17 protein-coding genes and 1 riboswitch are annotated in these 12977 nt (G+C 55.0%); of the genes, 2 read left to right on the top strand and 15 right to left on the bottom strand.

Annotated elements, in window-relative coordinates:
* The first annotated feature begins 149 nt into the window (after nt 1–149).
* Nucleotides 150–770 (top strand): hypothetical protein, encoded by a 621-nt coding sequence (locus BA6348_RS14765; protein WP_238503787.1) that lies wholly within the window; start codon nt 150–152, stop codon nt 768–770.
* A 282-nt stretch (nt 771–1052) separates the two neighbouring features.
* On the top strand, nt 1053–1619 hold the full coding sequence (locus BA6348_RS14760) for a hypothetical protein (RefSeq protein WP_005828728.1): 567 nt from the start codon (nt 1053–1055) through the stop codon (nt 1617–1619).
* Nucleotides 1620–2001: 382 nt separating this feature from the next.
* Here the strand turns inward: BA6348_RS14760 and BA6348_RS14755 are convergent, their stop codons facing one another.
* The 15 genes from BA6348_RS14755 to kapB all read right to left on the bottom strand — a co-directional run bounded on the left by BA6348_RS14755 (nt 2002) and on the right by kapB (nt 12906).
* Nucleotides 2002–2709: a CPBP family glutamic-type intramembrane protease gene (locus BA6348_RS14755; RefSeq protein ID WP_122952749.1), complete on the bottom strand. Its 708-nt coding sequence runs from the start codon at nt 2707–2709 to the stop codon at nt 2002–2004.
* Nucleotides 2710–2724: 15 nt separating this feature from the next.
* On the bottom strand, nt 2725–3510 hold the full coding sequence (locus BA6348_RS14750; RefSeq protein ID WP_122952748.1) for an ABC transporter permease: 786 nt from the start codon (nt 3508–3510) through the stop codon (nt 2725–2727).
* Nucleotides 3507–4424: an ABC transporter ATP-binding protein gene (locus BA6348_RS14745; protein ID WP_122952747.1), complete on the bottom strand. Its 918-nt coding sequence runs from the start codon at nt 4422–4424 to the stop codon at nt 3507–3509. The genes BA6348_RS14750 and BA6348_RS14745 overlap by 4 nt, the downstream gene beginning before the upstream one ends.
* A 44-nt stretch (nt 4425–4468) precedes the next feature.
* On the bottom strand, nt 4469–4645 hold the full coding sequence (locus BA6348_RS14740) for a PLDc N-terminal domain-containing protein (RefSeq protein WP_005828734.1): 177 nt from the start codon (nt 4643–4645) through the stop codon (nt 4469–4471).
* Between the two features lie 117 nt (nt 4646–4762).
* Complete coding sequence (locus tag BA6348_RS14735) at nt 4763–5518, bottom strand: CPBP family intramembrane glutamic endopeptidase (protein WP_005828736.1); 756 nt, start codon at nt 5516–5518, stop codon at nt 4763–4765.
* Nucleotide 5519: 1 nt separating this feature from the next.
* Entirely contained in the window at nt 5520–6134 is a 615-nt protein-coding gene (locus tag BA6348_RS14730) for an SdpI family protein (RefSeq protein ID WP_005828738.1), read from the bottom strand.
* A gap of 1 nt (nt 6135) precedes the next feature.
* Nucleotides 6136–6408, bottom strand: a complete 273-nt coding sequence (locus BA6348_RS14725; RefSeq protein ID WP_007782051.1) for an autorepressor SdpR family transcription factor — start codon at nt 6406–6408, stop codon at nt 6136–6138.
* Between the two features lie 208 nt (nt 6409–6616).
* Entirely contained in the window at nt 6617–7657 is a 1041-nt protein-coding gene (locus BA6348_RS14720; RefSeq protein WP_122952746.1) for an ABC transporter substrate-binding protein, read from the bottom strand.
* Nucleotides 7658–7678: 21 nt separating this feature from the next.
* A complete protein-coding gene (locus tag BA6348_RS14715; protein WP_005828744.1) occupies nt 7679–8440 on the bottom strand; it encodes an ABC transporter permease in 762 nt (253 codons plus the stop codon).
* Nucleotides 8440–9219: an ABC transporter ATP-binding protein gene (locus tag BA6348_RS14710; protein WP_122952745.1), complete on the bottom strand. Its 780-nt coding sequence runs from the start codon at nt 9217–9219 to the stop codon at nt 8440–8442. The genes BA6348_RS14715 and BA6348_RS14710 overlap by 1 nt, the downstream gene beginning before the upstream one ends.
* Nucleotides 9204–9884, bottom strand: a complete 681-nt coding sequence (gene tenA, locus BA6348_RS14705; protein ID WP_007782039.1) for a thiaminase II — start codon at nt 9882–9884, stop codon at nt 9204–9206. Before tenA ends, BA6348_RS14710 begins: the two co-directional genes overlap by 16 nt.
* A gap of 8 nt (nt 9885–9892) precedes the next feature.
* The gene (locus BA6348_RS14700) at nt 9893–11188 is read right to left on the bottom strand and encodes an acetylornithine deacetylase (protein WP_122952744.1); all 1296 of its coding nucleotides are present in this window, start codon (nt 11186–11188) and stop codon (nt 9893–9895) included.
* Nucleotides 11181–11951, bottom strand: a complete 771-nt coding sequence (locus BA6348_RS14695; RefSeq protein ID WP_005828751.1) for a thiazole synthase — start codon at nt 11949–11951, stop codon at nt 11181–11183. The genes BA6348_RS14700 and BA6348_RS14695 overlap by 8 nt, the downstream gene beginning before the upstream one ends.
* A gap of 5 nt (nt 11952–11956) precedes the next feature.
* A complete protein-coding gene (gene thiS, locus BA6348_RS14690) occupies nt 11957–12160 on the bottom strand; it encodes a sulfur carrier protein ThiS (protein WP_025847789.1) in 204 nt (67 codons plus the stop codon).
* Between the two features lie 210 nt (nt 12161–12370).
* Nucleotides 12371–12481: riboswitch (TPP riboswitch) on the bottom strand.
* A gap of 41 nt (nt 12482–12522) precedes the next feature.
* Nucleotides 12523–12906: a kinase-associated lipoprotein KapB gene (gene kapB, locus BA6348_RS14685; RefSeq protein ID WP_005828754.1), complete on the bottom strand. Its 384-nt coding sequence runs from the start codon at nt 12904–12906 to the stop codon at nt 12523–12525.
* Nucleotides 12907–12977 lie beyond the last annotated feature (71 nt).

Here is a 12977-nt window from a genome sequence, read left to right as displayed (position 1 = left end):
TTACGCAAATTCCACAGTACGCCCCAATGATAGCATCTATTTAGACTTTTCGGAATATTACTATCCTACTAAAAGGAAACAGAGGATGAACCTTGGCTCTATCGACCATACTATCGGCATGACAACGAAGAGCGAGGGGATATTTATCCATGCGATACCGCCTGCTGATCCTCATCATCCTGCTGTGCGCCGTCATGCTGCCCGTTTCCGCCGAAACGAACATCGGCCATCTCCATGTGCCGATCACTTCTGTCCAAAACGCCAAAGAGCTTGTCCAGCAAAGCGACTACATCGTCATCGGCTGGATGGACAGCGCGCATAAATCATACCCGACGGGGCGCAGCATCCCCCAGGGCAAAATCGTCAATTACACCCAAACCTTGCACGTCAAAAAAGTGTTCAAGGGCGCATCGCCCCGCTTGCTGACCGTGCTCAGCATAGGCGTCGAGCCGCTCCCCGACACTTCTAGCTCGCTGAACCTCACGTACACGGGCCCGCTTGGCGAAGGAAACTACCTCGTGTTTTTGCGCAAGGTGAAAGGTTCGTCGCTGCACAGCCTCACCGGACTATGGCAAGGCGTGTACCCGCTGTACCAAGGCAAAACCATCGCCTTGCAAGGTGTCGGCTTTGCCGACTTCAATCAACTGTCGTTGGAAGAGATCGAGCAAAAGCTGAAAAGCCTGCAGCCGTTAGCAAAGTCGCCAAAAAACCGCTCCCGTCCGGCGAGCGGTTTTTTGGCGTGCACCTCAAGTCAGCTTCTCATGACGTAAATGAAAATCACCATAGAGACGGCACAAGCCAGCACACAGCCGACAAAGCCCAGGATGACCCATTTGTTGTTCGTTTTTTGATCGTGTTTGTCGCTCATGAAAACTTCCCCTCGTACAAGCATTCCTCTCTATTATAGGGGGGTTTTGCCTGAAAAGAAAACCGTAATTCCGTTCACAGCAAATTCACACATATAAGCTATGGATTATATGATGATTTGTTGGTAAAATAAGACTGTAGCAAAAGCTTTCTGTCATGGAAAAACACTTACAGGAGAGTTCACTATGACACGAATTGCCCTTTTTTTATGTTTGCTCACCCTCTTCACCTTCAGTTATGTTCTGACCGACGATTCTTCTCCCACTGCGCTTGAGGCGATCGAAAGCATGCGAGAAGAAATCGGCACCGTTTTTCATGAAGCAAGTACAGATAAAGGCACATTGTTCTTCCTCGTTCGCGAGGATAGCCAGATAATTGACGCCGAATTTGCCAAGAAAACGATCCTTGGCTGGAAATGGGGAAATGGCGGCAGTCACACCATCCCCGCTGTTTCCGAAGTTCCGCTGCCTGATTCTGCCTTTTCCACGCAATACATTGCCAATGGAAAAGAAAACCCGTTCGACTCCCCGTTCCCGATGCTGTTTGGCGTCATTCTCGACCCGGAAGTTGACAGCCTGATGGTCGTAAGCGAAAAGACCGGAAAGGCGCTCCAGGCGGAAATTATCGACAACGAGCTGTTCCCCTTCCGTCTGTGGTACGCCCAGCTCCCGGTCAAACAGGGCGAGATGTTTTCCATCACGGCTTTCGGCAAGGACGGCGAAACTGTCGTCTCGGAAAAACAGATTTCGTAACCGCTCTCGCAGTGAAAGCACCAGCTCGCATCACCGTTGCATCGTCCCCTTTCTTCCCGTTTCCCACATGACAGGAAGCGAAGCGCTGATGAAATGGAACGTAGCAAATACGTTCAGGAAGCAAAAGAAAACGCCGCTCGTAACAGGCTCCCCTCCAAGCAGACATGGATCTGCCAGCCACGCCACCGTGGCTGGCCGCCTCTGCCCGGAGGGGGTTTTCTTTTCGTTACGCCGGTTGTTCCTCGATCAAGACGTTTTCAGCGACGATTTTCATTTCTGAAAAAGGGCATACCAATCTTTTGTGAAATATTTCAAAGTTGTACTCCCCTTTGTCTTCACACAAGCAGTTTTTTGACACCGCAGCCACACACTGAAGCTGCGTTTAATCTATAAAAACACTCGCTTTTTTTCTGTGCGCGACAACAGAATCCCCCTCTCCAGAATAGAAAAGGGGGATTACGGGCGTCCAGCATGTGACGATGCTGCCTTTTCCATACGTCATGTAATTCCCCGGGAGGTGGGCGCAAGCGAACACGATGGCGGCGACAGCGATGCCGAGCCAGTAGGAACTGCCGCCAAGCCCGAGCTTCTGGGCGAAAAACACGACAACGGTCATCACCCCGAGCCGCATGAGCACTTCCTCGCAAACCCCACCGTAAAAAGACGAGAGCAAACCGAGGAATCGTGATGAGATCGCTGCTTGTCCCCTTTTCGCGGTCATGTGCGGCTGAAACCAGCAGCGGTCCACGAAGTTGACCACGATCCCTGCCACAACCCCCGAGACGACGGAGACAACCCAAAAAGCCTGGAGCGAAAAAGGTAGCGCCACTCCTTGCGACGAGTGCTCTACCACCCACAGCCGCAGTCCGGTTGCAGGCAAAAGCCACAAACCTGCCGCAGTCGCCAGAGCGAGCAATACAGAGGTCTGAAGCATCATCACCGCAACCAGGACTGGGACTGGCGGGACTCTGCCAGTGGGATGGACTTCTGCTTGTAGCTGCACTTGCCTGCGAATCGTCCTGGACTGCACCGGGATGATGCAGAAAGCGCACAGCACGCTGACCGTCCAGATTAGCCAAAAGTGTTCCACAGCGACGCCCCCTGCCTAGATTTCAGATCGCTCCAGGAAGTACCAGCCCATGAAGAAAAACACGATGTTGAGCGCAAAGACGCCCGCCAGCCCCGGCAACCCGGTGATCGCCGCTTCAGCCAGCGTCGAATTTTCCTGAATCATCATCATCGCGGCATTGGGCAATCCGCCCGGGGAGACCATGTCCAAAAATTTGCCGAGAAATTGCGGGACGGTGAAGACCACGATATTGAAGACCAGCGACGCTCCCCCCGCCCCGACGGCGTTGGCAAAAAAGCTGGAGGCGCAAAGGGTCGTGGTGACGACAAGCAACAGATTCGGTATGTACATGAACGTCCCGAGCCACACGTGCGCCCAATCGAGTTTGCCGAAAAGCAGCTCCGTGTAGTAAGCGGTTATCCCCATCCCGATCAGCATGCTTCCGATTGTCAACGTGTAATAGGTAATGGCTTTGGCGAGATAGTACTTGGCCCGGCTGACCGGCTTGACGAATACCATGGAGGCAACCCCTGACGCTTTTTCCCCGGCAATCGTGCCCATGACGACGAGAATCAGCACAAAAGTGCCGAGCGAGCTGAACTTGCTGATCGCCGTCGACAGCACTTCCGGAGCAGACGGGGTGGGAATATTGATGACCGTTCCCTTCGGCAGTCCGGTGGAATTGGCCAAAATATCCGGCAGCATCTTCATCGTAATCGGCTGTGTAATCATCAAGGCGATAAACACAATCGGAACGATGAGAATTTTGTACGTTTTCATCAGTTCCTGAAATTCTTTTCGAATCATTGGGTAGGAAGTCATCCATTCACAACCTTTAGGAAAATATCCTGAAGTGTCAATGCTGACAGACGGTAGTACGCAAGCGTTCCGCCCGACTCCAGAAGAATGTGCGGCAAGCTTTCCTTGGCTTTTTCCATGTCACTGGCCATCACCTTGTACGTGCCCCCATCCTGGCTCCACTCCCTGACCCACGCAAGCCCGTCCAACACATCGGTCAAATCAAGGTCCTCCTGATCGAGCTTGAACTCGATTAGCGGCTCCACGTGGTTGGCCCGCAACTCTTCCAGGCTGGACGACAAAAGCACGGTGCCGTCTTTGATGATGATGATGTGGTCGGCGATTCTCTCGATGTCATCGAGAATGTGGGTCGACATGAAGACGGTCATGTGCCGCTTCAGCTTTTCGATCAACAGCAAAACGTCGTGTCTGCCCATCGGGTCGAGGGCGGAGACTGGCTCGTCCAAAACGAGCAGCTTCGGGTTGTGGATGAGCGCCTGGGCAATTCCCAGACGCTGTTTCATCCCTCCGCTGTAGCCGCTGATCGGGCGGTTCCGCGCCTCGCTGATTCCGCACAGCTCCAACAGTTCATTGGTTCGCTCTTTCACCGTACGCTTGTCCAGCCCGTACAGTTTGCCTACCCAGTGCATCCACTCAGTCGCTGTCATGTAGTTGTAAAAGGCGGGAATTTGCGGGCAATAGCCGACTTCGCTGGTGACCTTGTTGCGCTCGGTTACGACATCGTAGCCGACCACTTTCACCTTGCCCGCTGTCGGGGCAGCCAAGCCTGTGAGGATGCGGATCGTCGTCGTTTTCCCGGCACCGTTTCCGCCGAAAAAACCGACGCAGCCGATGCTGTCGATGGTAAAAGATACATCCTTCAGCGCTTTATGGTCTTTGTATTCCTTTGTGAGACTTTCGCATTCGATTACGCGCAAACCATGTCAACCCTTTCTTCGTGTCTTGGGCTAGTCTTTTCTGCCTACGAAGAAATAACGATGGGACCCAGGGTGTTAATAAAGACGATACCGAGCGCCCACGGCCATTTTTTCCCGCCTGCGACTCTGGCTGGGTCGCGGCGAACGAGGTCGATCAAGGCGATAATCATCAGAAGCAATTGAATGGCAATAAGCGGGGCGAGAAGCTGCATATCCGGCATCGAGCGATACTTCCAATTTTTTCTAATTTTTTTAAAGTTTAGCTCACCGCAACCTTGTAAGTTTACGGGAGACATTCCGTTATTTCCCAGTAAGTTGCAAAAACAAACCTGCTTCCCTTAGCTCAAAAAGCCGTGAAGCAGGATATCGCCGATCGCGTGGGCAATCATCGCGTACTCCAGCCCGCGCTTCCAGTAGAGGTAGCCAAACAAAATGCCTGCCACCCCGTTCAAGGCGATGGTCCGGACAAACAAGAGCGGAGTAATCTCTCCAAAATAGACGGACGCTGCCGGAAGATGGCCGAGCCCGAACAAAAAGGCTGCGCCGAAAATTCCGATCCAGTACATCCACGGCTTTGGAGAGGACTGACGCCCGAACAGCTTGCTCAAAATCCAGACCACGAGTGTCATCATGAACAGCCGTACCATGACTTCCTCGTACACTCCGCCCTGAATGGCGGTCAGGACGCCTGCCCAGACCGGCGCATTCAACTCTTGCGCCTTTTCCGCGAGTATCGGCATGAGCGGTTGAAAAATCAGCCGTTCCAGCAAATAGATCATCAGCGTTCCGAGCAGCCCGAAGATGACCGCCTGCACGATTCCTTGTCGGTTAAACGATGCACCGCCCGTTTTATACAACCATTTCCGCAAGATCGGAGCATCCAGCCCGACCTTGCCCGCCAAAGTCAAGCCCGCCCACGAAAGCAGAAACGCCGTGATGCTGCCCTGCAAGACGAACAAGGCGATCACAGCAGGCAACGGAAGCGGCACCATAGCTACCGCATCCCCTATCATGGTTAGCAAGTAAGGCGTGGCCGCGACAAACCCGATCGCACTCAGCCCCGACAAAAATAACGCTATTTTCAAGTTCTTCATTTTATTCCCTCCTTTTGGCATAGTAGTAACTGCTCCCCATCGTGACAAGAATCGTTGCCACGATCAGAAACAACAGCACGATAAAGTGAAGCGGTGCTGGCAAAAATGAGGTGAGGACGATGAGCAGCCCGCCGATAAAAAATACACGGGACCCCAGTTGGTGGGTCTTTTTCCAGACCTCTTCGCTAGCCAGCGTCCACGGCGTGCGAATCCCGATCATATAGTTATGGCGAAAACGCGGCATAAAATTGCCCATCGTGATGAACAAAACCCCGAGAATGAGCGTCGCTGCGGTCGCCATGTTCACCATATATCCGTAACCATATCCGATGATAAGGCCGTGGATGACGAGGAGCGCAACCATCAGCGTATGCATGATCGCGTCCTTGCTGCTCGCAAACTTTTGGTAGCTCTGCTCGCGATAGCGGGAAGCCAGAAATAGTACCACCATCATGATCGGAACAAAAGCTACGCCCACGAGCTTGGGCGCAAAACCGTCCGGCTCGCCGTTTATTCCCCAGTGAACGGCCATGGTGTCAGGCATGGAGGGATAACAAATCACCGCCATCACGACGCTGGCAAGGAAACACAAAATAGTCAAGCGGGATATTTTCATTTCATGACTCCTCTTTCGAATGGAATTGAATAAACCATTTCAACAGGTCCTGAAAAACGGTCGTATTTAACGAGTAGTAAATGTTTTGCCCTTTTCGCTCATCGAAAACCATTTCCGCCTGCTTTAACAGATTGAGGTGATGCGAGATGCTCGGTTTTGTCATTTGAAAATGCTCGGCAATTTCCCCGGCCGTCCTGTCTTTTTCCCGCAGCAGATCAAGAATTTTTCGCCTTGTGGGATCAGACAGCGCCTTAAAGGCATGATTCATGGACATAGTGATCGATCCTACTTTCAGAATATCTTTATTAGATATTTAGAAATTTATCAAAATAACTAACTCAAAGATACCATGTAAAAACCTTCCAGTCAACTCACCTATTGCCCCTTATGCAAAACCCCCCGACAGCCTCGCCCTGCGGAAACGAGAAATCGTTCCGGGCTGTTTGGCTAACGGGGGTTGCTATTTGCTTCTGCGCTTGTGCTTATTTCACCAGATCGCGCATGATGTCTTCCACTTTCACATCGGTCGTAATCAGCTTCTCTTGTTTCATCCAGTCGATCAACGTTTGCCACGACTCGGCTGTCATGGAGCCAAACGGCTTGTCGCCCGCATCCATCAACGGAATCAGGATGTCCAGACTTTTTGTTTCGATGTCTTTTTCCAGCGGGAACTCAGCGGCTTGCTTGGCGAGCAGCAAGTCGAGCGCCTTTTCCTTGTTGTTTTTCACGTAGTCTTGGCCTTTGGCAATCGCGCGCAGGAAGCCTTCGACCGCCTGCTGCTTTTTGCCAAGCGTCTCGTCGCTGGTCGCGAGCACAAGCTCGTAGTAATCCGGCACGCCAGAATCAGACGGCTTGATGACGTGAACCGGGATGCCGTTTTTCTCCAGAATGAGCTGTTCGTGGTTGATATAGCCGCCTACTACCGCGTCTACTTTTTTCGCAGTCAAGGCCGGAACGATGTCAAAGCCGATGTCGGTAAAGGACAGGCCGGAGTCGTCTGCGCCCGCATGCTTCACCACCTGGCGAACGATCGATTCGTCGAGCGGAATGGACGGGTAGCCGATATTTTTGCCTGCCAGCTTTTGCGGGCTGTCGATGTCGCCGTCTTTGCGCGTCATGATGACGTTGAGCGGATGGCGCACGAGTGCCGCGACAGCCACGACCGGAATCCCTTCGGCGCGCGCCTGGACGAGCTGCGGCTGGTAGCTGATAGCCAGGTCGACTTTGCCTGCCGCCGCCATTTTCAGCGGATCGTTGCTGTCCGATGGCATTTGCAGGTTGACCTTGAGGTTTTCTTCCTTGAAAAAGCCTTGCTCCTCTGCGGCGTACAGGAAAGAGTGCACCGCATTCGGATACCAGTCGAGCGCGATCGTCAGCTCGGCAGGCTCCGCCGCTTTTTCAGCCGGAGCTGGTGTCTGCGGCGCGGTCGTGCCAGCGCCAGACTGATTGCCGCACGCAGCAAGTCCGGTAGCCAGCGTCAGGGCCAGGATGACTTTTGTCCATTTATTACTCATCGGTTTCATAGTTTGATCTCCCTACTTTTCTTACTTGGATGTTGGGTGTTTCGCTTTTGTGTGCGGGGACAGATGGCGCTCGATCCGCCCGACGAGCCAGAAAAGCAGCATGCCGAGGACGGAGAGCAGCAGGACCGAGGCAAACAGCGCAGGCGCCTGAAAATTGCCCGATGCCCGTCTGCCGAAGTAGCCAAGTCCCTCGCTCGCGCCGAGCCATTCCCCGATCGTTGCACCCGCGACACTGTATGTCGCAGCCACCTTCAAGCCGCTGAAAAAATGCGGCAAGCTCGACGGCAGTTGCAGCTTCGCGAACATTTGCCAGCGGGTAGCGCCCATCGTTTTCAATAGCTGCAGCATTTCTTTGTCGGTAGAGCGCAGTCCGTCATACGTATTGACGACAATCGGGAAAAAGGTAAACAGGATCGTCACCGCGATTTTTCCGGACAAATCGTATCCGAACCACAAAATAAAAACAGGGGATAATGCTATAATTGGAATCGTTTGGGATATGACGATATACGGATAGACCAGTCGCTCGACGACTCGGCTCATATTCATCGCAAAAGCGAGCAAAACGCCAAACACGATCGAGACAGACAGGCCGAGCAGCACTTCCTTCAAGGTCGCCCACAAATGCAGCCCGAGAAGCGAGCCGCGCAGCTCCCACAGCGCCAGCACGACTGCGCTCGGCGGCGGCAAGATGAACGGCGGCACAGCCAGCAGGCGGCAAACAGCCTCCCAGGCGACGAAAAACAGCGCGATGGAAATGCCGAACCAGATCCCTCTGCCCATCACGCTTCCCTCCCCAGCGATTGCAACCTGGACTGCTCTGTGCGCAGCAAGGCCCAGATTTGTTCGCGCAAGGCCAGAAAGCCGGGCTGATTCCGGCTGCCCACTGCTCGCGGCCGCGGAATCGACACGTGCAGCTCCACAGGCTGGCGAATCGGCTTGCCCAGCAGGACGATCACGCGGTCAGCAAGCAAGATCGCCTCGTCGATGTCGTGCGTAATCATCAGCATCGTACTGCCTGTCTCTTGCCATTTTTCCATCAGCCATTCCTGCATGTCGAGCCGCGTAATGCCATCGAGCGCGCTGAACGGCTCGTCGAGCAGCATCAGGTCTGTCCCGGACAAGAGCGCCCGCAAAAAAGAGACGCGCTGCCGCATGCCGCCGGAAAGCTGGGCAGGATAGGCGTCTGCCCACTCGTGCAGTCCGTACCGGGGCAGCTCTTGCCGGACGCGCACATGCGCTTCCTTTTTCGGCACGCCTTTGATCTCCAGCGGCAAGGCGGCATTTTCCACAATCGTGCGCCACGGCATGAGCAGATCGCGCTGGGGCATGTAGCCTACCTGCCCCAGCCGCTGTTCCATCCGTTCCTCGCCCAGCCGGATTTCTCCCTGTTCGGGCTGCAAAAGTCCCGCGATAAGCTGAAACAACGTGCTTTTTCCGATCCCGCTTGGCCCGATCATGCTGACGAACTCGCCTTTTTTCACTCGCAGATCAAAGTCTTCGAGAATCGGCGTGCCTGTGTAGGAAAAGCGGACGTTGGAGAAAGCTAGTTGATCGCGCACGGCCACATTTCCTCTCTATAGGCCATATCCCAGAACATGTACTCCATTTTGGAGGTGTTGACGAAATACTCTTCCAGTCTCGCCAGCTCCTGCTCGTTTTTCCCGTCTGCCAGCTCGTTCATGATGTCGATCAGCCAGATCGCAAGCTGTCCGAACTCGTCCGAGCTGTACATCCGCACCCACTCGCCGTACAGCTCGTGGTCCAGCGCCCCTTCTACCTGCGCCAGCCGCTTGCCGATCTCCCAGTAGCTCCACGTGCACGGTAAAAGCGCGCTGACCAGCTCTGCCAGCGAGCCTTGGTGCGCGACTCGCAGCATGTAGCTGGTGTAGCCCAGCATGACAAAGGACGGCTCGGTCGCTTCCAGCTCCTCGCGGGAAATGCCGAAGCGCGCCGCATACTGGCGGTGCAGCTCCATCTCCATGTTGAGCGTCGATTCCTGCAGGGCGGCGAACCGGGCGCTCGTCTCCAGATCGTAGGCCTTCACGCTGGCGAGCGCGAACATTTTGGCGTAATCGATCAGGTAGATGTAGTCTTGCTTCATGTAAAATTTGAACGACTCTACAGGCAACGTGCCGTCACCAAGGCCGGTTACAAATGGATGCTGGTGAACGCGCTCCCAGATCGGGGCGACGCTGCGTAACAAACGGTCTGTAAAGGTTGCCATGCTTTTTTTCACTCCTTCGCTTCCTTTGGCGTGTTGCACCAGTTCGCGATAAAACGGGCCATAATCTGGGCAAACCGGACAAGCTGGTCAGGATCAATCGACTCATCGACGGCATGGGCGTGCTTCAGCTCGCCCGGGCCGAACAGTACGGCGGGAATGCCTGCGTGCGCGAACCAGCCCGCATCTGTGACGGTAGGAGACATGTCCACCACAGGGGCCTCGCCCAGCTCGCTCTCATAGGCGGCTTGCAACTGCGCCAAAGCCGGATGCTCCGTGTCCAGCTCCAGGGACGGGAAAATTTCTCCGCGCTCCTCGATCATGGAGCGACCGCCCCAGCGAAACACAGGAGGATGGTCGCGCAGCCACAAATCGGCCGCCGCTGCGCGTCCGACATGGTCCTCGATCTCGCGAATGATCTGTTCGTATGATTCGTTCGGATAAAAGTGAACCGTAATCCAGAGCGCGCAGCGATCCGCAATAAACGCAGCATGGCGTCCTCCCTCGATCACGGCAGGGTTGATCGTATTGCTGCCAGCCGCAAAGCCGGGGTACGCCTTCATCACAGCCCAGTCGCGTTCCAGCTCCTGCAGCGCCGTAATGATTTTCGCCATTTTTTCAATCGCAGACGCGCCGCGCACGCCGCCTCCGGCATGGATCGTTCTCGCCCGCATCCCGTCGTGCAAGGTCGTCGGACTCTCAATCGTGATCCAGCCGGTAATCACGCCGCCCTGCCCTTGCATGTGCAGGTTGCTCGTGTCGACGACGATGGCGTAGTCCGCCTGGTAGCCGCGTTCGAGCGCGACCAGCGTCCCGGCTTCGCCCGCTTCCTCGCCGATTACCGATTGGAACAGCAAATCGCCTGCCAGCTCGACGCCGTGCTCGCGCAGCATCTGGATGGCGAACAGGCTCGCAGCCAGTCCACCTTTCATGTCTGCTACACCGCGTCCGTACAGCCGTCCGTCTGTGCCACGCGTCAAGGAAAACGGCGGATACGTCCAACTCGCATCGTCGCCCACTTCCGCAACGTCGATGTGCCCGTTGATAATCAAGCTGTTCGCCTGGGCAGAAGCGCTGCCCGGCAGTCGGCCGACGACGTTGTCGTCGCCGGGGTAGACGGTCCAGCGGTCGACCTCAAAGCCGATGGCCGCGAGCCGATGGGCGAGTACCGTTTGCGCCGCGTCGCTGTTTCGCGCTGGCGGACTTACAGTCGGATGGGAAACGAGCTCTGCCAGGAGGGCAAACAACTCTTCTTTGCGCCTGGCAATCGATTCTACCGCTTCTGTCAGTCGGTTCACGCTACTCAATCATCCCTTCGGTCGGACTGCTCGCCGACGCGTAGCGCTTTTTCGCAATCCGTCCCGCGAGGAAGCCTTTGCGCCCCGCTTCCACGCCGAGCTTCATCGCTTCGGCCATCAGCACCGGATTGTCCGCGAGCGCGACTGCCGTATTCAGCAGCACGCCGTCAGCGCCCAGCTCCATCGCTTTCGCGCAATCGGCTGGCGAACCGATGCCTGCATCCACAATAATCGGTACTTTCGCGTCCTCGATGATGAAGCGGAGGTTGTTTTCGTTCACGATGCCTTGTCCGGAGCCAATCGGGGACGCGCCCGGCATGACGGCATGCACGCCCACTTCCTGCAAACGCTTGGCGAGAATCGGATCGTCGTTGGTGTAGGTCAGCACGATGAAGCCTTCTTCGACCAGTATTTTCGACGCTTCCAGCGTGCCGATCGGGTCAGGCAGCAGCGTTTTCGGGTCGCCGATGACCTCCACCTTAATCATATCGCACAAGCCGGATGCTTTCGCCAGACGGGCGATACGCACCGCTTCCTCTGCCGTATAGGCTCCCGCTGTGTTCGGCAGCAGGGTGAATTTTTTCAGGTCGAGCTGTTCCAAAAAGTTCGGCTCTTGCGGATTTTCCAAATTGAGCCGGCGAATCGCAAACGTCAAAATTTCTGCTTCCGACACCTCGACTGCTTTTCCTTGCGTTTCCAAATCTGCGAATTTTCCGGTCCCGAGCAAGAGGCGGGAGCGAAACTCGTAAGGGCCAATTTTCCATGTATCCATGCTGGTCATCCTCCTCCGACAAAATGAACGATTTCGATGCGGTCTCCGTCTGCAATCGGCGTTTGTTCATACTGGGAGCGGTCGATGATCTTTCCGTTGCGCTCCACGACGACAATCTTCTCTTGCAGGGAATACGAAGCGAGCAAGGCGCGGACTGTGTTGATCTCAGCCGACAGCTCTGCTGTTTTTCCGTTCAGCACAACAACCATTGTATTCCTCCTTCTTGATGGCACCTGTCGAGGGACGAAAAAACGGCCTCCCTCGCTTGCCGGAAGTCACCCCAGTCAAACGGTGGAAGCCGTATATGTATCCCATCGGACAGATGGAAGAAAAAAACCATCCGCCGTGGGATGGTTGAGTTGATCTCATCATCTGGTAGCAGCATTCCGGCAAATACGCCGCAACTGCCGCACCGTGAAATCGATTCATATACCTCTTCCTCCGCTGGCATGACCCAGGTCAGGTTCAACGGTCAGTAACACGCTCGTTACAATCTCAGCCGACGATGCTCGGCCCCCGTTTGGTAGTAAACCTATGAAATTGTCGTACGTTCGAGTATTACAGTACCATTCTATTTCGTGTTTGTAAAGGTTTCCTTGTACATCGCTTCCAGTTCAACCAGGCAGCGCTCGGACCAGGCCGCCATTTTTTTCAGCTTCTCCATTTCCCGCTCCATCGCTTTGCGCACGGACTCCTTGTAGTCCGGCACTTCGCCGTTGTAGCGGATGACGGATGCGGCCGGGGTCATGAATTTTTCCTGGTAGGAGAGCGCTGGGCGCTGGTGGAACAGCGGCACATCCACCTCGTAGGACGTATGCAGGTCGCCCTGCTGCGGGTATTTCGTCACCGCCAGCACCTTGACCAACAGCTTCGTATCGTGAATTTCCAGCACTTCCGCGATATATTCTCCTGTCCGCTGCGTCACGCGAACTTTATCGCCGGGGTTCCAAAACATCGTCGTTTCCTCCTCGCATCATCCATCATGGTAGGGGCCAGGCGTGAACGGCCTTGCCCACAGCTAGTCCG

Origin of the sequence: Brevibacillus agri (assembly GCF_004117055.1) — a bacterium.
In the GTDB taxonomy this organism is placed as follows: Bacteria; Bacillota; Bacilli; order Brevibacillales; family Brevibacillaceae; genus Brevibacillus; species Brevibacillus agri.
Note: the sequence above shows the minus strand (reverse complement) of the source record. Positions and strands in the feature narration are given on the sequence as shown.